The organism is Roseofilum acuticapitatum BLCC-M154, assembly GCF_030068475.1.
Taxonomy (GTDB): domain Bacteria; phylum Cyanobacteriota; class Cyanobacteriia; order Cyanobacteriales; family Desertifilaceae; genus Roseofilum; species Roseofilum acuticapitatum.
Genome location: NZ_JAQOSP010000042.1, coordinates 43,570 through 69,195 on the forward strand (window position 1 = coordinate 43,570; position 25,626 = coordinate 69,195).

The 25,626-nt window shown below is 44.5% G+C and carries 27 protein-coding genes, 1 rRNA gene and 1 pseudogene; 18 read left to right on the forward strand and 11 right to left on the reverse strand.

Translation table 11 applies throughout. The annotated features are described in order from the left end of the window. The first annotated feature begins 23 nt into the window (after window positions 1-23). The 6 genes from PMG71_RS06575 (at window position 24) to folE (ending at window position 5,416) form a co-directional block, all read left to right on the forward strand. Window positions 24-1,067 carry a hypothetical protein gene (locus PMG71_RS06575; protein WP_283752859.1) on the forward strand — a complete coding sequence of 348 codons (1,044 nt, stop codon included), beginning with the start codon at window positions 24-26 and terminating at the stop codon, window positions 1,065-1,067. A gap of 58 nt (window positions 1,068-1,125) precedes the next feature. Next, window positions 1,126-1,251 (forward strand): hypothetical protein, encoded by a 126-nt coding sequence (locus tag PMG71_RS06580; protein ID WP_283752860.1) that lies wholly within the window; start codon window positions 1,126-1,128, stop codon window positions 1,249-1,251. A 91-nt stretch (window positions 1,252-1,342) separates the two neighbouring features. Further along, window positions 1,343-2,038: an aldehyde oxygenase (deformylating) gene (locus PMG71_RS06585; RefSeq protein WP_283752861.1), complete on the forward strand. Its 696-nt coding sequence runs from the start codon at window positions 1,343-1,345 to the stop codon at window positions 2,036-2,038. A gap of 158 nt (window positions 2,039-2,196) precedes the next feature. Continuing rightward, window positions 2,197-3,225 carry a long-chain acyl-[acyl-carrier-protein] reductase gene (locus PMG71_RS06590; RefSeq protein WP_283752862.1) on the forward strand — a complete coding sequence of 343 codons (1,029 nt, stop codon included), beginning with the start codon at window positions 2,197-2,199 and terminating at the stop codon, window positions 3,223-3,225. A gap of 81 nt (window positions 3,226-3,306) precedes the next feature. Then, window positions 3,307-4,287: an acetyl-CoA carboxylase carboxyl transferase subunit alpha gene (gene accA, locus PMG71_RS06595; protein ID WP_283752863.1), complete on the forward strand. Its 981-nt coding sequence runs from the start codon at window positions 3,307-3,309 to the stop codon at window positions 4,285-4,287. 427 nt (window positions 4,288-4,714) lie between these two features. Continuing rightward, the gene (folE, locus tag PMG71_RS06600) at window positions 4,715-5,416 is read left to right on the forward strand and encodes a GTP cyclohydrolase I FolE (RefSeq protein WP_283752864.1); all 702 of its coding nucleotides are present in this window, start codon (window positions 4,715-4,717) and stop codon (window positions 5,414-5,416) included. Window positions 5,417-5,442: 26 nt separating this feature from the next. Here the strand turns inward: folE and PMG71_RS06605 are convergent, their stop codons facing one another. Then, window positions 5,443-5,982 (reverse strand): hypothetical protein, encoded by a 540-nt coding sequence (locus PMG71_RS06605; RefSeq protein ID WP_283752865.1) that lies wholly within the window; start codon window positions 5,980-5,982, stop codon window positions 5,443-5,445. After that, window positions 5,982-6,857: a hypothetical protein gene (locus tag PMG71_RS06610; protein ID WP_283752866.1), complete on the reverse strand. Its 876-nt coding sequence runs from the start codon at window positions 6,855-6,857 to the stop codon at window positions 5,982-5,984. The genes PMG71_RS06605 and PMG71_RS06610 overlap by 1 nt, the downstream gene beginning before the upstream one ends. 163 nt (window positions 6,858-7,020) lie before the next feature. Here PMG71_RS06610 and PMG71_RS06615 point away from each other — a divergent pair, with 163 nt between their 5' ends. The 10 genes and pseudogenes from PMG71_RS06615 (at window position 7,021) to PMG71_RS06660 (ending at window position 17,176) form a co-directional block, all read left to right on the forward strand. Continuing rightward, complete coding sequence (locus PMG71_RS06615) at window positions 7,021-8,088, forward strand: sugar ABC transporter substrate-binding protein (protein ID WP_283752867.1); 1,068 nt, start codon at window positions 7,021-7,023, stop codon at window positions 8,086-8,088. A gap of 17 nt (window positions 8,089-8,105) precedes the next feature. Further along, window positions 8,106-9,998 carry a SpoIIE family protein phosphatase gene (locus tag PMG71_RS06620; protein WP_283752868.1) on the forward strand — a complete coding sequence of 631 codons (1,893 nt, stop codon included), beginning with the start codon at window positions 8,106-8,108 and terminating at the stop codon, window positions 9,996-9,998. Window positions 9,999-10,056: 58 nt separating this feature from the next. Further along, complete coding sequence (gene hisF / locus PMG71_RS06625) at window positions 10,057-10,833, forward strand: imidazole glycerol phosphate synthase subunit HisF (RefSeq protein WP_283752869.1); 777 nt, start codon at window positions 10,057-10,059, stop codon at window positions 10,831-10,833. Between the two features lie 117 nt (window positions 10,834-10,950). After that, window positions 10,951-11,136: pseudogene (locus PMG71_RS24095) on the forward strand (hypothetical protein); the annotation flags it as partial. Window positions 11,137-11,417: 281 nt separating this feature from the next. Continuing rightward, a complete protein-coding gene (locus PMG71_RS06635; protein WP_283752871.1) occupies window positions 11,418-12,239 on the forward strand; it encodes a response regulator in 822 nt (273 codons plus the stop codon). A 51-nt stretch (window positions 12,240-12,290) separates the two neighbouring features. Continuing rightward, window positions 12,291-12,983, forward strand: a complete 693-nt coding sequence (ubiE, locus tag PMG71_RS06640) for a bifunctional demethylmenaquinone methyltransferase/2-methoxy-6-polyprenyl-1,4-benzoquinol methylase UbiE (protein WP_283752872.1) — start codon at window positions 12,291-12,293, stop codon at window positions 12,981-12,983. A gap of 8 nt (window positions 12,984-12,991) precedes the next feature. Beyond that, on the forward strand, window positions 12,992-14,221 hold the full coding sequence (locus PMG71_RS06645) for a DUF445 domain-containing protein (RefSeq protein WP_283752873.1): 1,230 nt from the start codon (window positions 12,992-12,994) through the stop codon (window positions 14,219-14,221). 33 nt (window positions 14,222-14,254) lie between these two features. Continuing rightward, window positions 14,255-14,653, forward strand: coding sequence for an allophanate hydrolase-related protein (locus PMG71_RS06650; protein WP_283752874.1), 399 nt, complete (start codon window positions 14,255-14,257; stop codon window positions 14,651-14,653). Between the two features lie 85 nt (window positions 14,654-14,738). Further along, window positions 14,739-15,920 (forward strand): RtcB family protein, encoded by a 1,182-nt coding sequence (locus PMG71_RS06655; RefSeq protein ID WP_283752875.1) that lies wholly within the window; start codon window positions 14,739-14,741, stop codon window positions 15,918-15,920. A gap of 59 nt (window positions 15,921-15,979) precedes the next feature. Continuing rightward, the gene (locus tag PMG71_RS06660) at window positions 15,980-17,176 is read left to right on the forward strand and encodes a DNA cytosine methyltransferase (protein WP_283752876.1); all 1,197 of its coding nucleotides are present in this window, start codon (window positions 15,980-15,982) and stop codon (window positions 17,174-17,176) included. On the opposite strand, the gene PMG71_RS06665 is transcribed toward PMG71_RS06660, so the two are convergent. The 3 genes from PMG71_RS06665 to PMG71_RS06675 all read right to left on the reverse strand — a co-directional run bounded on the left by PMG71_RS06665 (window position 17,092) and on the right by PMG71_RS06675 (window position 18,785). Beyond that, complete coding sequence (locus tag PMG71_RS06665; protein ID WP_283752877.1) at window positions 17,092-17,826, reverse strand: hypothetical protein; 735 nt, start codon at window positions 17,824-17,826, stop codon at window positions 17,092-17,094. The genes PMG71_RS06660 and PMG71_RS06665 overlap by 85 nt on opposite strands. A gap of 85 nt (window positions 17,827-17,911) precedes the next feature. Then, window positions 17,912-18,373: a DUF2127 domain-containing protein gene (locus PMG71_RS06670; protein WP_283752878.1), complete on the reverse strand. Its 462-nt coding sequence runs from the start codon at window positions 18,371-18,373 to the stop codon at window positions 17,912-17,914. 115 nt (window positions 18,374-18,488) lie between these two features. Beyond that, the gene (locus PMG71_RS06675) at window positions 18,489-18,785 is read right to left on the reverse strand and encodes a DUF3288 family protein (protein WP_283752879.1); all 297 of its coding nucleotides are present in this window, start codon (window positions 18,783-18,785) and stop codon (window positions 18,489-18,491) included. Window positions 18,786-18,931: 146 nt separating this feature from the next. Between PMG71_RS06675 and PMG71_RS06680 the strand changes: the two genes are divergently transcribed. Beyond that, on the forward strand, window positions 18,932-19,555 hold the full coding sequence (locus PMG71_RS06680; protein ID WP_283752880.1) for a hypothetical protein: 624 nt from the start codon (window positions 18,932-18,934) through the stop codon (window positions 19,553-19,555). Window positions 19,556-19,656: 101 nt separating this feature from the next. Next, complete coding sequence (locus tag PMG71_RS06685; RefSeq protein ID WP_283752881.1) at window positions 19,657-21,480, forward strand: peptidoglycan D,D-transpeptidase FtsI family protein; 1,824 nt, start codon at window positions 19,657-19,659, stop codon at window positions 21,478-21,480. On the opposite strand, the gene PMG71_RS06690 is transcribed toward PMG71_RS06685, so the two are convergent. From PMG71_RS06690 to rrf, 6 genes are all read right to left on the reverse strand, one after another. After that, the gene (locus tag PMG71_RS06690) at window positions 21,477-22,487 is read right to left on the reverse strand and encodes a hypothetical protein (RefSeq protein WP_283752882.1); all 1,011 of its coding nucleotides are present in this window, start codon (window positions 22,485-22,487) and stop codon (window positions 21,477-21,479) included. The two genes, PMG71_RS06685 and PMG71_RS06690, sit on opposite strands and share 4 nt — an antisense overlap. 124 nt (window positions 22,488-22,611) lie before the next feature. After that, entirely contained in the window at window positions 22,612-23,988 is a 1,377-nt protein-coding gene (gene dnaA, locus PMG71_RS06695; RefSeq protein ID WP_283752883.1) for a chromosomal replication initiator protein DnaA, read from the reverse strand. Between the two features lie 130 nt (window positions 23,989-24,118). Further along, window positions 24,119-24,646, reverse strand: coding sequence for a tetratricopeptide repeat protein (locus tag PMG71_RS06700; protein ID WP_283752884.1), 528 nt, complete (start codon window positions 24,644-24,646; stop codon window positions 24,119-24,121). Between the two features lie 157 nt (window positions 24,647-24,803). Beyond that, complete coding sequence (gene rplT, locus PMG71_RS06705; protein WP_271937781.1) at window positions 24,804-25,160, reverse strand: 50S ribosomal protein L20; 357 nt, start codon at window positions 25,158-25,160, stop codon at window positions 24,804-24,806. A gap of 57 nt (window positions 25,161-25,217) precedes the next feature. Next, window positions 25,218-25,415: a 50S ribosomal protein L35 gene (gene rpmI, locus PMG71_RS06710; protein WP_283752885.1), complete on the reverse strand. Its 198-nt coding sequence runs from the start codon at window positions 25,413-25,415 to the stop codon at window positions 25,218-25,220. Window positions 25,416-25,532: 117 nt separating this feature from the next. Then, window positions 25,533-25,626: ribosomal RNA gene (rrf, locus tag PMG71_RS24100) — 5S ribosomal RNA — on the reverse strand; the annotation flags it as partial.

Genomic DNA, 25,626 nt, shown 5'->3' on the forward strand with positions numbered 1-25,626 from the left:
GACAAGCACCACCCGGCCAGTTTATGGATCAGTCTCCTGCCGACTTATTAGCCCTATTGGGGGAACAACCCCAACTTGATTTTAATTTGCCCGATCCCGAAGATGACCAAATTCCCGATGTTGAATTTGTGCAGCAACTGGATACGGCCTGGTTAGTTTGCGATCGCTTTGATTTGCAAACGGATATTTGGCGGGGTCGGATTTTACGGGCAATCCGCGATCGAGAAAAAAAAGGGGGGGATGGCCGCGGAACGGGGTTTATCAATTGGTTAAAATCGAAGGAAATTACGAAAAGCCAAGCCTATTCTTTAATTCAGTTGGCCAATAGCGCCGATACCTTAGTCGAAGAGGGACAATTAGACCCAGAATCGGTGAATAATTTCAGTAAGCGAGCCTTTGTGGAAACAGCAAAAGCACCGATAGAAGTGCAACAATTAGTCACAGATGCCGCGAGTCGAGGCGATCGCATTACCCGCCGAGAAGTCAAACAATTGGCCGATGAATGGACAGCCATGTCTTCCGATCTCTTGCCCAATGAAGTCAAGGAAAAAGCCGCCTCCGGAACCATGGCTTCTAAGCATTTGGCCCCCTTAGTCAAAGAATTGGGCAAACTCCCGGATACTCACCTACAGAGTATTCAAGAAGAGGTAGCGGCTAACCCGGATGTGGAAACGGTTAAACAAATGACCTCAGAAGCCCGGAGTCTAGCCAAATATTTAGATGCAGCCGCCCAAGTGCAAATCCTGAGTCAATCCTCCGTCGATTTAGAGATGGCCCTAGATGAGAGCTTGCGGTTAGGGTGTTTAAGTACAGCCTCAGAATTGCTCAAACAAGCCACCCAACTTGAACAAACGGTAGCCAAATTGTATTTAACCTGGAAACGGTTGGGAAATTTGGCCGATCGCCTGTTTGTAGACACCGGAGCGAGTACCCCCCATCTGCGCTCGATGCTCAATCAACTCGGCCCCCTCACCAGTGAAATTCTAGAGGTTCCCCTACAAGATCGGCTCCCCGATGAAGAAGGCGATCGCTCCAGCATCCGCCTACAATGGCTCTCAGATACCTAAGTCCAGTTCTAAGGACAAATGAATAGAGGATAATTTTACGCTATCATCAGATAAATCAATGAAATATCACTCATTCATGCAAATTATCCTAGGGTCAGGGGATCGAGACCGAGATGAGCGATCGACTCTTGAGCGGTCTTTCCCAGAAGGGGATGAAAACGGGCAAGGGTTAAGTTACACTTAAACCTACCCAAACTCGTCGATCTTCCCATCGGCAAAAAAACCTTGCCATCCAATCAGGATTAACATCATCAATATTAGGAGATTACTCACCTATGCAGCAGCTTGCAGTTAGCACTGAACTCGACTATCAAAGCGAAACTTACAAAGATGCCTATAGCCGGATCAATGCGATCGTCATTGAAGGGGAACAGGAAGCCTATGACAATTACATTAACTTGGCTAGTCTGCTGCCCGACGACAAAGAACAATTAACCAAACTGGCGAAAATGGAAAATCGCCACATGAAAGGGTTCCAAGCTTGCGGCAACAATTTGAACGTCACTCCAGATATGGAGTTTGCCAAAAAATACTTTAATCAACTGCACCAAAACTTCCAGGATGCCCTAGCAGAAGGGAAGGTGGTTACCTGTCTGTTGATTCAATCTTTGATTATTGAGTGTTTCGCGATCGCTGCCTACAATATCTATATTCCCGTAGCCGACCCCTTCGCTCGCAAAATCACCGAAGGAGTCGTGAAAGACGAGTATACCCATCTCAACTTTGGTGAAGAATGGCTCAAAGCCCACTTTGAAGACTCGAAAGCTGAACTGCAAGCAGCCAACAAGCAAAATCTGCCCATCGTCTGGAAAATGCTCAACCAAGTGGAAAAGGATGCCCAAATCCTGGCCATGGAAAAAGAATCCCTGATTGAAGACTTCATGATTGCCTACGGTGAAGCCCTAGCCAACATCGGTTTTAGCACGGGAGAAATCATGCGGATGTCTGCCTATGGTCTACGGCCCTTCTAATCTCGGTTGAGAGGGTTTTCGATTGACCTATTGCTTTCCCCGATAGTCAGCAACCCACCGGTCAGACCTAGCCATCTGATCGGTATTTTTATTTCCATTGTCTATTTCGTCCCATTCTCCTTTACTCTAATAAGCAGACGGCTTAACTTAGTACATCCATGTTTGGTCTGATCGGTCATCTTACGAGCTTAGAACATGCCCAATCCGTTGCCAGGGATTTGGGCTATCCAGAATATGCAGATCAGGGGTTAGATTTCTGGTGTTCTGCCCCCCCGCAAATTGTGGACGATATCAAAGTCACCAGTGTTACCGGACAAGTTATTAAAGGTAAGTATATTGAATCCTGTTTTCTGCCAGAAATGCTGGCCAATCGGCGGATTAAAGCGGCAACGCGCAAAATCCTGAACGCCATGGCCCATGCTCAGAAAAATCATATTGATACTACGGCTTTGGGTGGATTTTCCTCGATTATTTTTGAAGAATTTAATCTCCATGACAGTCCACGGGTTCGCAATGTGGACTTAGATTTTCAACGGTTTACCACGGGCAATACCCATACCGCCTATATTATTTGTCAACAGGTTGAGCAAGTCACGGCTCAGTTGGGGATCGATCTCTGTCAAGCGACGATCGCCGTTTGTGGGGCAACAGGAGATATCGGCAGCGCCGTTTGTCGATGGCTCAATCAGAAAACCGATGTGGCGGATTTGCTCTTGGTGGCTCGTAAACAAGACCGGTTGAATGCCCTGCAAGAGGAACTGGGACGGGGCAAAATTCTGGCCCTAGAAGAGGCTCTTCCCCTAGCGGATGTAGTGGTTTGGGTGGCGAGTATGCCCAAAGGGGTAGAGATCGATCCATCCACCTTGAAACATCCCTGTTTGATGATTGATGGGGGATATCCGAAAAATTTGGGTACTAAACTGCAAGATACGGGAATCCATGTCCTCAATGGCGGCATTGTCGAGCATTCCCTCGATATTGAATGGACAATCATGGATATTGTGCAGATGGATGTGCCCGAACGCCAGTTATTTGCTTGCTTTGCCGAAGCCATGCTTCTAGAGTTTGAGCAGTGGTATGAGAGTTTTTCTTGGGGCCGCAATCAAATTACAGTGGAAAAAATGGAAAAAATTGGCATGGCTTCACGCAAACATGGATTTCGTCCCCTGTTATTACCCCAGGCTTGAGACCTAGGGTTGAGTAGAGATGGCCCGAATCCGATAAAATTGGAAGCGGGTTGAAAAAAATGTAATTCCCCTTTATTGACTGTGAGTACCTCTGAACGTAAACCCCTACTCCTGGATTTTGAAAAGCCCCTGTTTGAGCTAGAAAACCGAATTGAACAAATTCGGGAATTGGCAAAAGAAAATGGTGTGGATGTCTCAGATCAAATTCAGCAGTTGGAAGGGCGTGCCATTCAACTGCGACAGGAGATTTTTACTAATTTGTCTCCCGGACAGCGACTGCAATTGGCTCGCCATCCTCGCCGTCCCTCGACCTTGGATTATATCCAGTCGATTAGTGAGGAGTGGATCGAGTTGCATGGCGATCGCTGTGGAGGCGACGATCCGGCCTTAGTGGGCGGGGTGGGTCGGATTCAGGGACGACCCGTCATGATGCTCGGCCATCAAAAGGGCCGGGATACTAAAGATAATGTGGCCCGTAATTTTGGCATGGCTTCACCGGGAGGATATCGGAAGGCGATGCGCCTGATGAATCATGCGAATCGCTTTAAGATGCCCATTCTCACGTTTATTGATACTCCCGGTGCTTGGGCCGGACTGCAAGCCGAAGAGCTAGGACAAGGAGAGGCGATCGCCTATAATTTACGGGAAATGTTCCGCCTCGATGTCCCCATCATTTGTACAGTCATTGGGGAAGGGGGATCGGGGGGAGCCTTGGGGATTGGTGTGGGCGATCGCCTCCTGATGTTTGAACATGCGGTCTATACCGTCGCGACTCCAGAAGCCTGTGCGGCTATCCTCTGGAAAGATGCTAAAAAATCCCCCCAAGCGGCAGAAGCCTTAAAAATTACTGCCGAAGACCTAGAAAAATTGGGGATTTTAGATGACCTATTACCCGAACCCCTCGGTGGCGCTCATGGCGACCCCCTAAAAGCCTCTCATATCCTCAAAACCTCGATCCTCCGTCACCTGTCTGAACTCGATACCCTATCCCCTAAACAGCGTCGAGACCTCCGGTATCAGAAGTTTAGACAGATTGGAGTCTTTTTGGAAGCGAGTGCCTAGGCTCTCGGTTTGTGTTAACTGGGGCGATCGGAGTTATAATGAATTCCAGTAACAATTGTTTACATTTTCCTCATTACCGATTTGAGTTTTAGCGATCGCAAACATTTAGATGACAACAGCTTGGCCTCCCTAGCATGGGCTGTCCTAGCTCACTTCGGTTGTATTCCAATTGATCCAAAACCTAGCCCCAGTATCTGGCGACAAAGTATCTCTAGTCATGTGAATCCTAGATCCTTTAGATCCTATAGATCCGATCGCTCCAAAACGATCTCAACCCCCATTGCTTCCTCCCTCAGCAGCGATCGAGGCATGGAACAATACCCAAGGCCAGCAGCTTGGCTTAAGTCCCTCTGGCTCCCTCTTAAAGCAGACAAAGTTATGTCTGTCTTGCTCACCCACCTGAAATGAAAAGAGAGTTTTTCATCTTATGACTATTGCTTCCTCTAATGGTTCTCCCTCCTTGAGTTATTCTAAGGAACATCAACCGCTATCGAGTCGGCCCGATCGTGCCACGACCCATGGTATGGAATCGACCATTTCCCATCCTCCCTCTGAAGTCAGCAATGAAGCCTTAATGGATTCTGTGCGAACCATGTTAACCGAACTCGGCGAAGATCCAGAGCGGGAAGGGTTGCTCAAAACCCCCAAACGAGTCGCAGAAGCGATGCGCTTCCTCACCAATGGCTACCATCAGTCCTTGGAAGAACTGGTTAATGGAGCCGTTTTTGATGAAGGCCATGATGAAATGGTACTGGTGCGCGATATTAACCTGTTTAGCTTGTGCGAACACCATATGTTGCCATTTATGGGTAAAGCCCATGTGGCCTATATTCCCAATCAAAAAGTGGTGGGTTTAAGTAAATTAGCACGGATCGTGGAAATGTATTCCCGTCGCTTGCAAGTTCAAGAGCGCCTCACTCGCCAAGTGGCTGAAGCGATTCAAGAAATTCTTGACCCTCAAGGGGTGGCAGTGGTTGTTGAAGCTAATCATATGTGTATGGTGATGCGCGGCGTGCAAAAACCCGGCTCTTGGACGGTGACTAGCTCCATGGTGGGTGTGTTTAAGGAAGACCAAAAAGTGCGTGAGGAATTTTTAAACCTCATCCGTCATCAACCCAGTTTCTTCTAAGAGAAACATCTAAGGCAGGATGGCAGTTATCGGGCAGGATAAAACCGTTGATCTCGACCCAAATGCCATCCTTGCAGTTGACCGGCTCGCCACTGTTGGAAAAGCTCTGCTGTAGAGAGACCTAATTTTTCGGCTAAAAGGTTTGGCAAAATTCCTTGGGGTCGAGGTGGGGCTGGGAGTTCAATTTCCCGTTGACTCTTTTGTACTTGGGCAAGTTCTAGCTCTAACTTCTGGGCATACTCTTGAGATTGGGTTAGAGCTTGCCTGAGCATTTCGATTTGGGTTTGCTGTTGAATTAGGATTTGGCGCACCTGAGCGAGTTCTGTTTGTAGCTCCTGTTGGTGGGTCTCTAAGCTGTCTAGGCTCTGTTTATAGTGGATCAGTTCTTGTTGCAGTAGGGTTTTCTGGCGATCTCTAATTTCTAAGGATTGATGTAAATAATCATTTTCCTGCTTCAAGAGATCCTCTTGGTTTCTACCTTGAGGATCTTGATAGATCTCAAGCAACTGATTAAGCTTATCATCAATTTGGCTTATTCTCTCTTCTAGGCTCAACTGATCGCTCATCACTGATTACTCTGATTCGGAATTTTCACTTCTTTACCAATAAGGCTTAAAAAACTCGTGCCAAAATGCTTAATTTCTAGAAAACTGGCATTTTGCGGCGCAGGTTTATAAATGCGAAAGGTTTTTATAATCCCTAGGGTAGCTGCACTTTCTAGGGGGCCGATAAAACGGGTATCCCGGTCAAGGAAATGGGGCTGATTTACCCAATAATCCATTTGCGCTCCGTTGAGAAAATAACAACCGGAGTGGGGATTGAGGGGACGCTTTAAAATAACAGGACATTCCATCACTTTTCCGGTCAATTGGGGATGTTCTTCTAGGTTTTGAAAGGGTTGAGTCACATGGGGTTTCAGATCGCCATCGATGTAAGCTTTGCGGAATGTGCCACCAATAGCGCTCTCATAGCGGTTGGGTTGCAGAAGGTTGCGATCGCCCGTGATCCGATTAAACCAGACCAGTTTAACAAAAAACCAAGGGTCAGATAAAATCAAGTCATCTTCTAGGAAGCAGTAGTAATCATAACAGCCCAAATTATCTTTTAATACCCCTTGACATTCAAAACCCAGAAACATCGGTTCACATTGGGTTGCCAGATGGTAGTAAGAGTCTTGGGGAATGGGCAATTCCTTGAGCAGGTGGTGTTCCCCACTGGTACAAATCACGATATCAATATGATTGATATATTGTTGATTGCTCGGTACAACCACCCGTTGACCAATGTCAATCATGCATTGAAATTGACTATAGAGCTGATAAATCGCCCCCAGACTTGAAGTCAGAGCTTCTATCCGGGGTTGGGGATTAGGACGTTGGGAAGCATGTTGTCGAGACCCTTGGGGGTTATAAAAGTGGGGGATAGTAAAGAGAAGACGCATACATTAGTCATTGACAGCAATACCATTATTTTGTCATTGCTAGGGAAGGCAAACAATAGGTTCATGTACTGAGTATAACATTTGATGCATGAAATCAGTATAGTTGATTACTATTTTGCCTTATAATTAAAATTATGACCCATTTAATTATCTTAGTCTTTTTATGAAACACAATTTATTAGCTCCCTGGATAATTCTCTTATCTTTTAGTGTCAGTTTAGTCAGTTGTCAATCCAATACACAACCTTCATCTGTTTCGGAAAATCCTTCTCGTTCTAGTGAAATTGATACTCAAATGGAAACCCAGGCTAATATCGATCTAGAAACAGAAAGGATTGCTACTAAACCCTGGAGAATTACTTTTGTAACGAAAGCTCCTAATTACGAAGAATTATCAGAGTATGATTATTGGTCAGTGACTTGGCGCGGTATGGAGCAAGCGGCAAAGGATTTTGGGGTTAATGTAGAGTTGGCTTATATTACCGATCCTTGTGAAAATGAATTAGACTGTATTGAAGCCCAAATCAGACTGGTTTCTGAGTATTTGAGTCGTCAAAATACGGATGCGATGATTATTGCTCCCATGGATGCTAATCGTCTGGTTCCCGTGACAGAAACCCTGATTGAAAAAGGGGTTCCGGTTATTGCTCTAGATAGTGCAATTAATACCAATAAGGTGTTGTCTTTGGTCAGCTTTAATAACTTCCAAGCGGGAAAAGTGATGGGGGAGTGGCTGGTGAAAAAATTAGATGATAATAGTAATGTTTTAATTTTAGAAGGCGTGACCAGTCAACGCAGTGCGATCGATCGCCGCAATGGGTTCCTTGCTGGCTTAGAGCAAGGCAATATCAATGTTCTCGCTAGTCAATCCGCCCTTTGGGATAAAGATATGGCAGAAAAAATTACAACTGAATGGCTAAAAGAATTTTCGGATATTGATGCGATTATGTGTGCCAATGATACCATGGCTTTAGGGGCACTCAGTGCCCTTCAAAAAGCCGGACGTAGTGATATTTTAATTACCGGTTATGATGCCATTCAGGATGTGATTGAGGCGATCGCCAAAGGAGACATCGCCGCCACCATCGATCAATCCCCAGATATCCAAGCTCGTATCGCTCTACAAATGATGATCCGTCATCTAGAAACCAAAGAATCCCTTCCCCCTATCATCTATATGCCCGAAATCAAAGTCGTTTCTGAAGAGAATGTACAAACCTCTCTCCAGTAATAAAATGATCGTCAATTATGAAATCTCGTCAACATCAATCCTTGATCAAACAGCTCATTCAAAAAGTATTACTGATGACCCTAATCGGTATATTCGGTCTGGGTAGCACCATTATTTTATTGGTTCTTAATCGCCTTGATTCAGTAAACAAACAAATGCTCGAATCTAATGTGACCGCAGTGAGTGCTTTTGATGAGTATTTTATTCGTCTAAAAGCCAGTATGCTGGCTGCCTCAAATTTATTACAATCTACCAATGACGTTCAATATGCTATTTTTCAAATCGCATCCCTAAATCCTTCTATTGTTGATATTTTAGTGGTCAATCCAGAAGGAAAGATTGACCATCAATATCATGCTTTTGGCCGCCCCAATGTCAGCCAATACGAGCATCCAGAATTACTCAAAACAGAGTTTAAGTTTGGAGACATATCTTTCAGTCAGATTTCTTATGAACAAGAGATATCGACCTTAGATATGCTCACACCCTTATTCGATGAATTGGGAATTCAGACCGGTATATTAATGGTCAGAGTTGATTTAACAGAACTTTGGAATACCACTTTAGATATTAAAGTAGGTAGATCCGGCTATGCCTACATTGTCGATAGTGAAGGTTATCTAATCAGTTATCGCAACCGTAGTTATTTAGTCAATCGTAATCTCACCTTAAAAGATTTATTAGGCAGAAGCCCTGAAAGTATTGCCAGTACAGAACTGGACTTCTATCGAGGCATAGAAAACAAATGGGTTTTTGCATCGGGTAAACCCCTCAATTCTGTCCCTTGGTTTGCCATTGTTGAACAACCCATACAAGAAGCCTTATATCCCCTCTTAATTCCGGGAATTTTAGTAGGTTTAATCTTGGTTTTTATTGTTTTTCTGCTCTACGATATCCTTCATTTTTTCCGACAGCGTATTGTTTTACCCCTACAGAAACTTAGCTTTGCTGTTGAAAATGCTGAACTGGGCAAAGCGATCCCTAATATTTCTTTATCAACCGATGATGAATTGGCACAACTGGCTACTGTTTTAGTCAATACATCCCTAGATAATGCTACTCTTTATCATACCCTAGAAGAGAAAGTCAAACAACGGACAGTACAACTAGAGTTAGCCAATCAAGAAATAGGAATCTTAAATGAGAAACTCAAAGCTGAAAATGTTCGTTTAGTTTCTGAACTAGATGTGGCTAAAATGATTCAAAAAATGGTTCTCCCTAAACCGGCAGAGCTAAAAGAAATTTCTTATTTAGATATCGCTGGATATATGGAACCGGCCGATGAAGTGGGAGGAGATTATTATGATGTACTTCAACAAGGCGATCGCCTGAAAATTAGTATTGGTGATGTGACCGGTCATGGCTTGGAAAGTGGTGTCTTAATGTTGATGACTCAGACGGTTGTCCGGACTCTACAAAAAGTGAATCAAACGAACCCCATTGAATTTTTAGATTTACTCAATCGGACTCTATATGATAATTTACAAAGAATGGATTGTGATAAAAATCTGACCTTATCTATTGTGGACTATCATGATGGGGTCATGACCCTCAGTGGACAACATGAAGAGTTAATTGTTGTCAGATCTCAGGGTGAAGTAGAAATTATTGACACCATTGATTTAGGATTTCCCATTGGCTTGGATGGAGAAATTAGACAGTTTATTCAGCAACAAGATATTCACTTAAAGAGCGGAGATGTGGTGGTTTTGTATACGGATGGTATCACAGAAGCGGCTAATATCCATCACGCTCAATATGGTGTACAAAAGTTATGTAGTGTGGTAACTAAGTATCGACATCAGTCGGCGGAAGAAATTTGCGAACAGGTGATTAAAGATGTGCGGGAATTTATTGGGACGCAGAAGGTGTTTGATGATATTACCTTGGTGGTGATCAAGCAAAAATAGTCGATCGCACGGTAAAGTAATCAGTAATAACTCATAACGAATCAGTCAGAGGATAGCGATGGTTGCTAAACGGATTTTACCCTGTCTAGATGTGAGGGCAGGGCGAGTGGTGAAGGGCGTTAATTTTGTGAATCTTCAGGATGCGGGCGACCCGGTGGAGTTGGCTTCGGTCTATAATGACGCGGGGGCGGATGAGTTGGTGTTTCTGGATATTACGGCGACTCATGAAGACCGGGATATTATTCTGGATGTGGTTTACCGGACGGCCGAGCAGGTGTTTATTCCTCTGACAGTGGGTGGAGGGATTCAATCCTTAGAAATGATTAAAAATTTGTTAAGGGCCGGGGCGGATAAGGTGAGTATTAACTCGTCAGCCGTCCGAGACCCGGATTTGGTGAATCGGGCGAGCGATCGCTTTGGAAATCAGTGTATCGTTGTCGCCATTGATGCCAAACGTCGCAGCGATCCAGAGAATCCAGGATGGGATGTTTATGTGCGCGGGGGACGGGAGAATACTGGACTCGATGCTCTCTCCTGGGCCAAGGATGTGGCCGCTCGTGGAGCTGGGGAAATCTTGCTCACGAGCATGGATGCGGATGGTACTCAAGCCGGTTACGATCTGGAGCTAACCCGCACGATTGCTGAATCTGTGGAAATTCCGGTGATTGCTTCCGGTGGTGCGGGAACCTGCGAACATATCCATGAAGCCTTAACTGAAGGCAAAGCAGAAGCTGCTCTTTTAGCGTCTTTATTGCACTATGGCCAATTGTCGGTGGCTGAAATTAAGGCGCATTTGGCCAGCCAAGGTTTGAAAATTCGACAACCGGTGACGTGACATCCATCACATTATGTTCCTCAAGGACAGATTTCTAGGAGAATTTAAGAATTGAACCGCGACAGTCCTGCAATAACTTGTTACAATACAGGAATTGTTACATTTCTTAAACGAGCAATGATCATTATTCTCATAATTGTCATTGCCTTAGTAGCCTGGTCTTTACATCTGATGGAATCGGCGATTCATACGCGGGAATTCTCTCTGATGTTAGCTGGGGTTCTAGTGGCAGGGGCTGCGGTAGCCATGGTAGCGGTTTACTTTCTCATGGGCCATTACGTCGGCTATTTGAGTGAAACAGCTCGGCTCGACGATCGGGCCATTGAAGAACCCCGTGAAGTCCTCAGTTGGCTGGTGGAGTTCGATGAAGCTCAACAAACCGGAATGGGGAGTAGGGCGATCGGTGGATACCCAAAACTAAGCGATCTCTCAACTCAGTGATCTCTACCTTCTGAACACCCATAGTTCAGTTGGAGAACCACCCAAAAGCCATTATGATTAAAAATGACCGGTTGTTATGAGCTGGTCTCACATTGCCCACAAGTTCCCAAATTATGAGTATGAGCCGACGGAAAAAGCCAAAAATGCTCGTTGTAGATGACGAACCGGATAATTTGGACTTGCTTTACCGAACCTTTCGGCGTGAATTTCAGGTCTCGAAAGCTGAAAGTGGAGCAGATGCGCTCAACGTTTTGGCCGCAGAAGGGGAAGTGGCAGTGATTATCTCTGATCAAAGAATGCCCCAAATGAAGGGTACAGAGTTCCTCAGTCAGACTGTAGAACAATATCCGAATACCATGCGGATTATTCTGACTGGGTTTACGGATGTGGAAGACTTGGTGGAAGCGATTAATTCTGGCCAAGTCTATAAATATATTACGAAACCTTGGGACCCCACAGAATTAAAGGCGGTAGTAGACCGAGCGACTCAAACCTATGAGCTGCTCAAACAGCGCACGGAGGAGTTGGAAGCTTGTCAAGCTCAAACCCTGCTGCTTTCGACTTTGGTGAAGTTAACCCAGGAGCCTCAAGAGCTAGAAACGGCTCTAGGGGCGATCGCCGAAGTCTTTGCCCAAGCGTTTGAAACCCAAGGCTGTATCCTGCATCTGGTTCAGGATGGCGCATTAAGTTCCCCAGTGGGTCGTTATAGCAGTACCGATAACCCGATCGACTTAAGTACCGATGCCTCCACTCAAGAAGCCCTATCCTCGGCTACTCCCCAATACTCACAACTGGCAGATGGCCCGATCCAAGAACATCTGGCTATTCCTATTCTCTACCAGAAAAAACTCTTAGCACTGCTTTCCCTACAGTGGACTCAAGCCTATAACCTGAGCGAGGAAGAACAAGCTTCTATTCATACCTCTGCCCAACTGGTAGGGTTACTGATTGCGGCTATGGGTTAGATGGGGGAATGGGGGATAGAATCCTAACCTATTACCCATTACTTTAGAAGAATGACTCAAAGTTCGGTTCAAGATATTTTTAATCGCATCGCTCCAGTTTACGATCGCCTGAACGACGGGTTCAGTTTCGGCCAACATCGCATTTGGAAACAGATGACGGTGCAATGGAGTGGCGCAAAACCCGGCTCAGTGGCGATCGATCTCTGCTGTGGCAGTGGGGATATCACCCGGTTATTAGCGCGGCAAGTGGGAGCCACCGGTAAGGTTTATGGAGTAGACTTTTCTGAGAAATTGTTGGCGATCGCCCAAAACCACTATAACTGGACACCCATCCACTGGCTCAACGCCGATGTCCTCCATCTGCCCTTCCCCAACAACACCTTTAACGCTGCCACCATGGGCTATGGACTCCGCAACGTCTCCAGCATCCCCCAAGCCCTACAAGAACTCCATCGCATCCTCAAACCCGGCGCAACTGCCGCCATCCTCGACTTCCATCGCCCCAGCCAACCCCTACTGCAACAGTTCCAAAACTGGTATCTCAATCAAGTCGTAGTTCCCTACGCCCAACAGCAAGGACTCACCGAAGAATACGCCTACATTATGCCCAGCCTCCAGCGCTTTCCCCTCGGCCCAGAACAAGTGAAGCTTGCCTATCAAGCCGGATTTGCTCATGCCGTTCATTATCCGATCGCAGGCGGTATGATGGGAGTATTGGTCGCTACCAAATCTGTTGATTCCTAGTCCTAGCCTTGCGTTTCTTAGATCTTTGGATATACATCACCCCACCCATTGCCGGTGGCATTATTGGCTATTTCACCAATGATTTAGCCATTAAAATGCTCTTTCGCCCCTATCGAGCCATTTATATCGGTAAACTGAAACTCCCCTTTACTCCCGGCTTAATTCCCAGCAACCAAGGACGGTTAGCCCAAAGAGTTGCCGATACCATCATGGGGTCGTTACTCACCCCCACAGAACTACAAAACCTAGCCCGTCGTTTACTCCAAACCGAACGCACCCAAGCCGCTATCCTCTGGTTACTCCAATTAGCCCTCAAGCAGCTCCAGGCAGACAAGGAACAAAAAACCATTAAAATTCTAGCCGGTATCCTCAAAGATTTACTCGGCCAATCCCTACCGCGCTTAATTCGGGTGTTAGCTCGGCGAGACGATTTTCTCGAAGATCAGATTAACCATATCTTCGATCGAGTGCTATTGGATTTCAGTCTAACCGAAGTTCAGGCGCGATCGCTCTGTGAATGGCTCTTTCATGTCGTCCTTCCCCCCAACACCATTCGCCAAGCCCTAATCGACTTCCTCACCGACTATAATATCCAAATCATTGACGAAGGCTTTCGGGAAAAAACTAGCGGCACATACTGGGTAGTCGCTAACATCCTAGGGCTAAAAAACTCTTTACATCGTCTCCGCAACTATTGTTTAGACGAGCGAGAAGAAGCTAACCAAAAAATTCAAGAACTTATCGATGCCTTAGCCCTCAAACGCAAAACCAAACAATGGCTACAAACCCTTTCCCTACAAAACTTACCCGTCCTCACCGTGCGACAACTGCGGAAAAACATCCGCCAGAGCGTCAGAATTTATTTACAAGAACGGGGCGCAGACCTCATTCAAGGTTTAGGCAACTCCATTAACTGGGAAAACATTGCTGCTCTGATTTTAAATCGGCTGCAAAATTCCCCTATCATGCAATCTTCCTTAGAAATTGTTAGCCAAGAACTCGCTCTCGTTCTAGACCGTTACTTAGAAAAAGATCTAGAAATTATTGTTGCCCAAATTATTCCCATCTTAGACATCGATCAAGTCATTATCGATCGCGTCAATGCCACCTCCCCCGCCAACTTAGAAATGGCAATCAATGGTATTGTCCGTAGTGAATTACAAGCCATTGTCAATCTAGGTGGCGTATTAGGAGTCATCGTTGGCTGTTTACAAGTCAGTTTCTTATTGTTAAAATAAGACATTAAAAACTATTCTAATATCCCTTGACCTATGCCAGAAACTAAACATTTTTTTATCTGTGGTTCAGCCCTCACCGGACAACCCGATCATCAAAACCTTCAAGGTGCAACCTTAGTTTGTACCACCCAAACCTTACCCCTCTATCGCCTTCATTCCGTTAACGATCTACATCCAGGGATTTATGAAGTCGAGCAAGGCGGAATTTCTATTCCTGGAGAAGTATATGAACTCACCCTTGAGCAATATAATAATCTCATGGCCAATGAACCGCCAGGATTATATGAAGGGAAAATTAAACTTGAAGATGGATCAGAAGTTTCTGCCATGCTTTACCCTCAAGAATTGATTGAAAACAATCGCTGGCCAGATATTTCAGAATATGGCGGATGGGCAGCTTATAAACAGCATCTGTTAGATCCGAGTGCCTAGGAATTGACAGATCCCTCCATATTGTATTATGCTGTAGTATAAAGCAGCTATCTGCTCGAATACTGGACATGAGAGGATCATTCCCATGCCTTATGAACATCTGCAATTTGCCCAAGCCAAACCCGTACTCTCTTGGGCAAATCACCCCCTAGCCCACGATGAAATCCGCATGGCAAAAAACGTGGCTTCCTTGCCCTTTGTCTTTAAGCATGTGGCCTTAATGCCCGATGTTCATTTTGGTAAAGGAGCCTTAGTTGGCTCCGTCATTGCCACCAAAGAAGCCATTATTCCCGCCGCCGTTGGTGTGGATATTGGCTGTGGTATGGCAGCCGTAAAAACCCCATTTATCGCCGATCAACTTGACGGAAAACTGAAAAAAATTCGCCAAGACATTGAAGCGGCAATTCCCGTCGGCTTCAATGACAATAAAGACATCGAAAAAACAGTCACCAACTGGCAAGGATGGCAAGACTTTAAGGATTTACATCAAGGCGTGCAAAACCTAGATGGAAAAGCCATCAAACAAATGGGATCTTTAGGCGGTGGAAACCATTTCATTGAAGTTTGCCTCGACACAGAAGATCGAGTTTGGCTCATGCTCCATTCCGGTTCTCGGCATATTGGCAATCGCTTGGCCCAAAATCATATTAATACAGCGAAGAATTTAGCCAAATTAACCGAAACCTCCTTGCCTGACCCCGATTTATCCTATTTTGTCACTGGTACTCCCGAATTTACAGCCTATTGGCACGATCTACAATGGGCCCAACAATATGCTCGGTTTAATCGGGATGTCATGATGGCGCGCTTAAAGCGAATTATCGAAAAACACCTCACCGGAGGTAAACCTATGAAGCCTCTACTAGAGGTGAATTGCCATCACAATTATGCCGAACAAGAAACCCATTTCGGTGAATCGGTTTATGTCACCCGCAAAGGTGCAGTCCGAGCGCAAGAAAATGACTATGGAATTATTCCGGGTTCCATGGGCGCTAAATCCTATATTGTCAAAGGGAAAGGCCATGTAGACAGTTATTGCTCCTGTTCCCATGGCGCAGGGCGATTAATGTCTAGAACTAAGGCGAAAAAATCCTATACTTTAGATGATTTGATTGCCCAAACCAAGGGAATTGAGTGCCGCAAAGATGCTGGAGTTTTAGATGAAATTCCAGGAGCCTATAAACCCATTGAGGAAGTGATGAATAATCAATCGGATTTGGTGGAAGTGGTGGCTACACTTAAGCAAGTGGTTTGTGTGAAAGGGTAAGGATTTGATAGGGGTGTGTTAATAGCACACCCCAAGCTATTAGCAATAACGAGGTAGCAATGAAAGCGATAGACTTATTTTGTGGGTGTGGCGGATTATCAGTAGGACTTAAGATGGCAGGCTTTGAAGTCATCGCTGGATTGGATATAGAATCGAAATATCTTGCTACTTTTTCCCATAATTTTGGTCAATCCAAGGCTTTTGAAGCCGATCTCTCTCAGGTAAAACCTCAAAATTTAATGGAAAAACTCAAACTTTCAGCCGGAGAGTTAGATCTTCTCGTTGGGGGGCCTCCTTGTCAAGGTTTTTCCAAAAATGTACCGAAAAAAAATCGCTCTTGCAACAATGCTAATAATCTTTTAGTTAAAACATTTCTTGAGTATTGTGAAGCCTTGAAACCGAGAATGATTTTAATGGAAAATGTTGCAGAAATGAAAAATAGCTTTAACCGGTCTTATTCTCAGGAAACTATACTGCGTCTTGAAAAACAGGGTTATACTCTTACTCCGGTTGTTTTAAATGCGGCTGACTATGGAGTACCTCAAAGACGACGAAGAGCCTTTTTTCTAGCCAATCGGGAAGGTATAAATTTTGAGATTCCCCCAGTAACACATTATGCTCAAAAAAATTCTCAAGTTGTACAGTTTGAGTTGTTTTCTTATCCTGCTCACATCACAGTTTGGGAAGCAATAGGTGATTTACCCAGTCTCGATCATGGTGCAGGAGAAATAGAATGTCCATATGCTTGTAAACCTTTTACAAAGTTTCAGAAGATGATAAGAAAAGAACAAACTGTTGTTCGTAATCACATCTCTAGAGCTTTGAAGCCTTTACAGTATAAAAGATTAGCCTCTCTCAAGCCTGGACAAGGATTAAAAGATCTGCCAGTAGACCTACAAGTAAAAGGGGGATATAGTGGAGCTTATGGGCGTTTAACCAAGGATATGATTGCGCCCACAATTACAAGATGGGTTTTTCATCCAGGATCGGGACGGTGGGGACACCCAATTGATATTAGAACGCTAACAATTCGTGAAATTGCTAGGCTGCAAAGCTTCCCAGATGATTTCGAGTTTGTTGGCAGCTACAATGACCAAGCGGGTCAATTGGGTAATGCGGTTCCCCCTTTATTAACAAAGAAAATTGTTCAAAGTATGGTTTCCCAGCTTTCTCAGTCAAAATCAGACAGTAATTTGATGAAATCATCGAGGGAAAGTTTCTCTTCTTCAGAAGGAAAACAGAAAGTTATGGCATGAGAGTCTCCTTGGTTTGGCCACCATGCTCTTTCGCCGCTAAAATGAAGCTGGTTTTCTCCGAGTCCATGCCACGCCCACCATTTTTTTTCCGTAGGAATATGGATACCATGAAGGGCAGGTAATTGCTCTTTTTTAACGTTTTTTTTAGGTTTTGACCACTGCCATTGAAAATCTGAGACATTAAACAGTATCGGTGATTCTCTTGTGCAGAGTAATCGCTCAAAATAAGTGATTAACTGATTATCATGAATAATGATTCGAGAATATCCAATTTCATTTAAGTTATAGAGATTGATACTTTCTAAAATATGTTGATTGCAAAATTCAATAATTGAATCACCAAGGTTTTGTAGTCCCTGTTCAGTTTTGTATGATTCTTTGATTAGGGTGGGCGCATCAGGCAGTTTTGCACGTTTCCAAGTGACGGGGGTTTTTTCCTTGGTTGACTTGATTTGCCAACCCCGTTGGTTAGTTGTAGAAATGACATCTACAAAATCATAAGTATTGAGGACATTGGCACTTCTAACATGGGCAAAAACAGATTCCATGACAGAACCGGGTATGGTTGTCCTAGCAAAAGGAAGCCTGAGATATTTAGAGAGTAAGCTTTGAATTTTGTCTAACTGTTCAGGTGAAGAAAAGATACTCATATCGCCTCCCTGTCTTGGAAGAGATTTGAAGCTTTAATTTGAAGTGCGATCGCCATAATTTGTGTATATACAATTATTAGACAATTTAAGAAAAATCGGCTGGTTTCTGTTCCTGTTGGAGATGATTGAATAAATAGAAAAATACCAGTAAATTTAATCCCAAAACAATTCCATGATTGGCTGAAGGATGGTGGATAAAATTCCAAGTTTCTACGGGTAAAGGTAATCCGGCTAATAGAGTCACTAGGAAATTTCCCCAGGATTTTCCATACCATAACCCTAGGGTCGCTGCTCCTAATCCTAGGGCATAAACACTAGCAATTTTGGCAATTAATTGCAGTCCTGAAACTTGATGATGGAGGAGAACATTGAGCATCCATTCAATGGTGCTGTATTCTCCATTAACTAAATAGTCTTCTGACCACTGTACGATCGCCTCATAATTTCGCCAACTCCAAGCCGAGGCGATCGCTAAAACTCCCATCACCACTGCCAAAAAACCTTTATACACAACTACCAATTTTAAGCCTAAAGAACGTTCTTCCATTGCGATCGCCTATCTTTAACTCTCTCTACCGGGTGTACCTGACAAGGCTTAGACTTGTGCCAAAACTTTGAACCTCTGTAGAATACCCAACCCATTGTCCTATATTTATGGAGGATTAGCTCCAATCCTCCTGTTGATTGCCTCCTCGTTTATAGACTAATCCTTGAGCATGAATGGCGCGGGTGCGTTCAAATAAGGCTTCTTCGCTCAAGTTCCACTGTTGCAAGGCGCGGTTTAAATCCTGTTGTAGCTCCCTTGCACCTGGAAAGCCTTGGTAACGAATTCTCAGACGCGCTAATTCCACTAAATGAAAATCTGTCGGTTCCCCAGCATGTCGAAGTAATTGATCCACAATCAGGCGATCGCGATCCTCACGGGGATGTTTTTGATCCTGTCCTGATTCCTGCTCCATAGTGCCCTATCTTCAATCCACATCTATCTGTAAAAGGGAGACAATCCTATCCCATTTCACCCATAATATGACTAAATATCACTCTTAACCAAGAGGTGGAGCCTAATGGCTCCTGATTGTTCAACACTCCCAAAGTCATTGAATTCATGGTTGCTCTTAAATCCTTTCCCCAGCCCTCTCCTCGTCGCCAACCCCGTTTACATAACCCCAATCGTTCTAGGCTGCGGTTGGTTTCTTCCCAGCCTCAAGGAGCGAGAATAACTCCACCTTTGCCTAGGAAAACTGCTCCTGTACTGCCTTCACAGATCAGCCCCAAAGACCAACGACGGATGGTGAATAAGACCCCTTCAGTGCAGGGATTGACCCAATCAGGAACGGTAAAGCGCTTAGATCCCCAGCGTAACCGCTTACCTAAGAGTGTATTGGCTCTACAGGCGATCGAAAAAGTCATCTTTGCTTGTACCCTAGGTATAGGTGCAGCAACCATTGGTATTTATAGCCTAACCGTTCAAAGTCAACAAGAATGGATGGAAAAATATAATCATCTCCAAACCTTAAAACGTTATGAGCGTCAGCTAGTCACTGCCAGTGAAATCTTCAAAAACCGCATGGCCTCTCAAGCTGAAACCCCAGCAACCGGTTTAGTGCCTCAGAATCCAGAAACCACGATTTTTCTTGATCCGATTGAACAACGCCCACTTCCTGGGGTTTCTGAGTCTTTGCCCCATTTAGCTCCCAACCCTTTATCTTCAAGACGTTTGGGATACTAAGTTCTAAGAGTGCATGTCTCATAATAGAGAGGGTAAGCAAAATTGACTGACCTTCTCTTTTTCCTCAACCCTATTCTTATTGTGTTTCTCTAGCAAGAATTATGGCCTCAACTTCTCGGCCGAGTAAACATACGAGTAAAGCGACTATACTCTCTTCTGGTTCGGTTTCCAGAAGTCCTAGGAGAAAAATAGCACCGGTTCCTCAGATGCGATCTGTGGTGATCTGGGGCTTGCTGGTTTTGGGTTTATTGGGATTAAGCCTAAAATTATTCACCTTACAGGTCATTCAGAGTTCTAAATTGCACGAAAAAGCACAAGGTCAACAGAAAAGTCCAGAACAGAAGGCTCCTCCCCGCCGTTCTATTGTCGATCGCCAAGGACACTTTTTGGCCGTGGATCAACCTCGGTTCACCTTGTATGCCCATCCCACTATGTTTAAAAAACCTGCTCAAGAGATTGCTGGTCAAGTTTCTCCTATTTTGGGGATACCTATTAATCAACTCATACAACGTTTTTCTGAAGGCCCCACAGGAATTCAAATTCAGTATAGTGTGCCCGAAGATGCGGCTCGGCGAATTCAACATTTATCTTTAGATGGCTTAGAGTTAACTGCCTATCAAGAGCGGATTTATCCCCAAGAAGACTTGGTATCGGAAGTGGTGGGATATGTGAATATGGAGCGTGTAGGACAATCTGGAGTAGAAGCAGCCTATGAAAATATTCTAGAGCGATCGAGTCAATTGGTCGAAGTAACCCGTACTGGACAAGGAGATATTTTACCCAACCAAGGATCTTCTGCCCTATTTAATACGGATGCCCTGCAATTGCAATTAACTCTGGATACTCGTCTACAAAGGGTTTCACGCTTGGCTTTGTCGGAGAATATGAAAAAGTATAATGCCAAGCGGGGCACAGTGATTGTGATGAATGCAGCCGATGGGTCGATCTTGTCCATGGTGCAATATCCGTCTTTTGATGCCAATAGCTATTGGACGGCGGATTTAGGCTTGTTAAAAAATTGGGCCATTACCGATTTATATGAACCTGGTTCAACGTTTAAGCCGATTAATGTGGCGATCGCCTTAGAAACCGATTCTGTTAAACCCAACGATCAATTTAATGATGAAGGACAGATTTATATCGGTGAATGGCCGATTCAAAATTATGACTTTGATTCTAATGGGGGTCGAGGATTATCGAGTCTGACCGATATCATCAAATATTCTAGTAATGTGGGTATGGTCAGAGTCGTCCAGCAGATGAAACCGGATGTATTTTATGACTGGCTAGAAAATTTAGGGCTTTTGAGTACAACCGGGATTGATTTACCAGGGGAAACCGCGAGTTATCTCAAACCTAAAGAACAATTTGTGAATGCAGCCATTGAACCGGCTGTAGTTGCTTTTGGCCAAGGGCTATCCCTAACTCCCCTGAAACTAGCCCAACTCCATGCGACTTTAGCTAATGGGGGATTTTTAGTCACTCCCCATGTGGTTCAGGGACTCAGGGATGTAGAAGGGCACTTGCACTATACTCCCAGTATTCAACCTCCCCGCCGAGTGTTTTCTGAAGAGACCAGCGAAGCGGTTTTAGCCATGATGGAAGCAGTAGTTGATGGGGGCAGTGGCAAAGCAGCCCATATTCCCCACTATAAGGTAGGTGGTAAGACAGGAACCGCTCAGAAGGCTTCTGCCAGTGGTGGATACTATGAATCAGCGAAAATTACCAGTTTTGTCGGTATTTTGCCAGATGGCCCCTATGTGGTTGTCGCGGTGGTTGATGAACCTAAAGGGGGAGGAGCTTTTGGGGGTACGGTATCGGCTCCGATTGTGAAATCCGTGATGGAAGCGTTGATTCCTATGGAGAAAATTCCCCCTTCTTCTGACTCAGCAGCAAGTCAGGGTGGCTCTCCCAGTAGCGACTAACCGCGAAACGCCCTCGTCCACCGAGTCATCCGCCAAATCAGGCTAAATCCCAATACGCCCCAAATTCCTCCCAAAAGTCCGAGGGGAAGGCGATCGGTTTGCTTAGGAATTTCAGGGGCACTGAGGAAGGGCATGGATGAGGAGACGTTTAAGTTCATCGACCTTTGATTTCTTAGGGTGAGGGTTGGCTCGCTCGTGGGTTGGGGTTGGAAGTCACTTTGAGTGATACTCAGGGCCAGGTTAAAACCGAAGAGGGTCAATCCTGCATAGAAACTAGCTAATCCTAACGATCCCCAAGAAAGAAAGCGTAACCAATAGAGGTGTATTCGGGAAACATAGCCTTGTTGACGGTAAAAGACGAGGATGAGTCCAATCAGGGGCATCCAGACAATATCGATTAAGTGATGAGCTAGAGCTAGGCGATTGGGGATGGAAGTTGGATCGAAGTGGATCAGGTATTCTAAAGCTTTGAAGAGGGTTAGCAGGAGTAAAGCATATCCTCCCCATTGCAGTAATTCATAGGATTTTTCTTCAACACGACTGGATAGGTAAAGTCCATCCCGTGAGTTGGGGAAGGCTTGTGAGGCACGGGTTTCTGAGTCCATGGGTAGGGTGTGATAATGGTTTTCTAGTTCTTTGAGTAGGGTTTGGGTTTCACTGTATTGGGGGAGGTGGGGATATGGGGAAAATAGCTTGAGGGCCACTTGGTAACTGGCGATCGCAATTTGACAATAGAGACGATGATCCCCTTGGGGACAAGAAGCAATCAGTTCCCCAAAACGACAGAGGGTTTGGGCTAAACTGATCGCGGTCGTAGATTTAGAGGTTTGCCCTTTTTCGGTTACCCAGGTGGTTAATTCTTGGGCAAACTGGGCATTAAGTAAGCTGGCATTTTGTTCTAGCAGGGGGTAGATGACTTGGCGATCGCCTGGATTGTTATGAATGGCTTTGAGCAGTTGACGCAAGAGGGACTGTTGCTTTTGGGAAAGGCTATCGGTTTTCATCATCACCAAGGAAGAAGGGGAGAGACTATAGAGGACTTCAAAATCACAGGGTCAAACTCCACAAATCATAGCAATGTCTAAGTCAAAATTCTCAAGGAGCTGATGATAAAGGGGTTGCCGATCCCCCTCATCGCTTGCCCTGGGAACGACTCACCAGGGTGATGCGATCGCCCAGTTGCCGCATGAGCTTGGCCAAATCAGGATCTTGTTCGAGTCTCTGTCCGACTTTCTCACAGCTATACATCACAGTTGTGTGATCTTTGCCCCCAAACTCTTCTCCAATTTTGGGCAAGCTTAAGTCTGTATGTTGACGCATCAAATACATGCCGATTTGACGGGCTTGACTAATTTCTCTACGCCTTGAATTTCCTTTTAAATCCTCTGGAGTCACCTGAAATGCTTCGGCAACAACAGCAATAATCACATCCGCAGACACCTCCGCATGAGCAGCCGGTGGATTTAAAACAGGTGCAATATTTTCTACCGTCATTGACAATCCTGAAATAGACATATAAGCAACCGTCCGGATTAATGCCCCCTCCAGTTCCCGTATATTAGAAGTATAATTAGTTGCGATGTATTCAATCACGGCTGGGGGTAAATCTAAATTTTCATACTCAGCCTTTTTTTGCAAAATAGCCATGCGAGTTTCTAAATCCGGGGGTTGAATATCCGCAATTAATCCCATGGAAAACCGGGAACATAAACGCTCTTGAAGTTGCGGCATTTGACTAGGGGGGCGATCGGATGCCAACACTACTTGCTTACCCGCTTCATGGAGAGTATTAAAAGTATGAAAAAACTCTTCTTGAGTCGATTCTTGTCCTTCAATAAACTGAATATCATCAACTAACAACACATCAGCCGTCCGATAGTGATCGCGAAACCCTTGGCGACTATCTTGGCGAATAGCAGTGATTAAATCATTCGTAAATCTCTCGGTAGAAACATAAAACACTTTAGCCTCTGAACGAATTTTTAGCCGATAATGTCCAATAGCCTGCATCAGATGGGTTTTTCCTAGCCCCACACCTCCATAGAGAAATAAAGGATTAAAACTGAGGGGATTGTCTCTTCCCGGAGATTCAGCAACCGCAAGGGATGCAGCATGAGCCATGCGGTTATTGGAACCGACTACAAAATGCTCAAACACATATTTAGGATTAAGTTCTGTCGGTTTAGGGTAAGTATAGGTTTTAGGAATTGCTGGATTTGAAGACCACAGAGGATTTAAGTTAGGAGATGAGCTTTCTTGGTTAGCAACAGTAATGCTAATCCTGACAGGATGGCCTAGAATTTCCGTTATCGTTGTATTGATAATATTGATATAGTTAGCTTGAAGCCAATTTCGTGCAAATAAATTGGGAGTTTCTAGAATTAAACAATTTTCTTGCAAATCAATTGCCTTTGCTGTTTTAATCCAAGTCTCAAACGTTGGCTGACTTAGCTTTTGTTCAAGTCGATCAAGAACTTCACTCCACAGGCGATCGAGGGAAATTTCCACAGTTCACGCTCCCAATTTATCGACTACACAAGACTACAGAGCATCCTAGGAGCCTGAACTTAAAGCCCCCTAGACCACCCATGGTTAATATTTTAATGGTTTCAGATTTTTTGAGATCGTGAAGTAACTTTCACTCGGATGGAACTAAGCGTTTCCTTAAAGAGTTAGCTCTTGTTTTCGCCGTTTTATTATTCGGTTCAATTTTTAATGCCCGATCATAGCTTTCTAGAGCTTGCTTTGTCAAATTCTTTTTCTCATAAGCAAACCCTAGGTTGTTCAAAGCTATTACATACTCTGGCGCAATCTTCAATGCTTCTTTATACTGCCGAATCGCCACATCATATTGTTCTTTTGCTACATATGCATAACCTAAAGCATTGTAAACCAAAGCACTCTCTTGCTCTGGAATATCATCCGACTTAAGAGATTTTTGAAAGAGTTGAATCGCCTGACTATAAAGCTTCTTATCAGAATAAAGACAACCTAGCTGATAGTATTCTTGAGCTGTCCCTTGATTGGATTTCAGTTTTTTTTGTAACTCAGAGAATAAAGATTCAGAACGCCGAGTTTTTAGCACTTGACGAAAGATAAACCAAGCTGAAATAGTCAGCAGGACTAGAAATATAGAAAGGTAGGCGATCGGCAGTGAATTTTCCATCAAAATTTGTCTTAAGTAGTCTCTGGTTTAAAGCTGGTGAGAGGTTAACTGCCCATACCTACAAACGTTCAAAAGAGATACTATTTTCCCTTCTGAACGGTTGTTAGGATAGAGTTGAGACCGAGATCTGCACCCCATTCTCTGAAAATATAAAGATCTAAGCACTCTTTTGGGCGGCTAACTCCACAACTTTGCTAAAACCTTGGGGATCGAGAATGGCCATCTCTGCTAACATTTTACGGTTGAGCTGGATATTCGCTTTTTTCAGATTACCCATCAACTTACTATAGCTGACTCCATTCTGACGGGCTGCTGCATTCACCCGCACAATCCATAGACGACGAAAGTCACGCTTGCGCTTACGGCGATCGCGATACGCATTTCGCAACGCCTTCATAACCTGTTGATTTGCCGTCCGAAAGAGTTTAGAGTGAGATCCACGAAACCCTTTAGCAAGCTTTAAAATTTTCTTGCGCCGTTTGCGAGCAACATTACCGCGTTTGACTCTTGGCATAATCTTTTATCCTAACCTAATTAACTTGAACTTTTGAACTAGAAGCAGCCAACATCCTTAAAGATAAGGCAACATTAAGCGCACATTTTCCTCATCTCTCTCACAAACCGCCGTAATTTGAGAAAGACGACGCTTCCGAGTTGTACTCTTATGCTCAAGCAAGTGATTCTTATTGGCTTTACGACGTAGTACCTTACCACTGCCTGTAACCCTAAATCTTTTAGCTGCTGCCTTGCGAGTTTTCAATTTTGGCATACTTTCCTAAACTCCATACTAATTCACACAATCCCTTAATATAGCAGAAAATCTTACAAAAGTCCAATCAAAAACAACAAAACCCCTTGATGTAAGAAGGGGTTTTGAGGAAAAGTAACCTGGCACCGAGCTATTTTGCCCTGGGGTTACCCCCAAAGTATCGTCGCCGCTGCTGTGTTTCACTACCGAGTTCGGGATGGAGTCGGAGTGG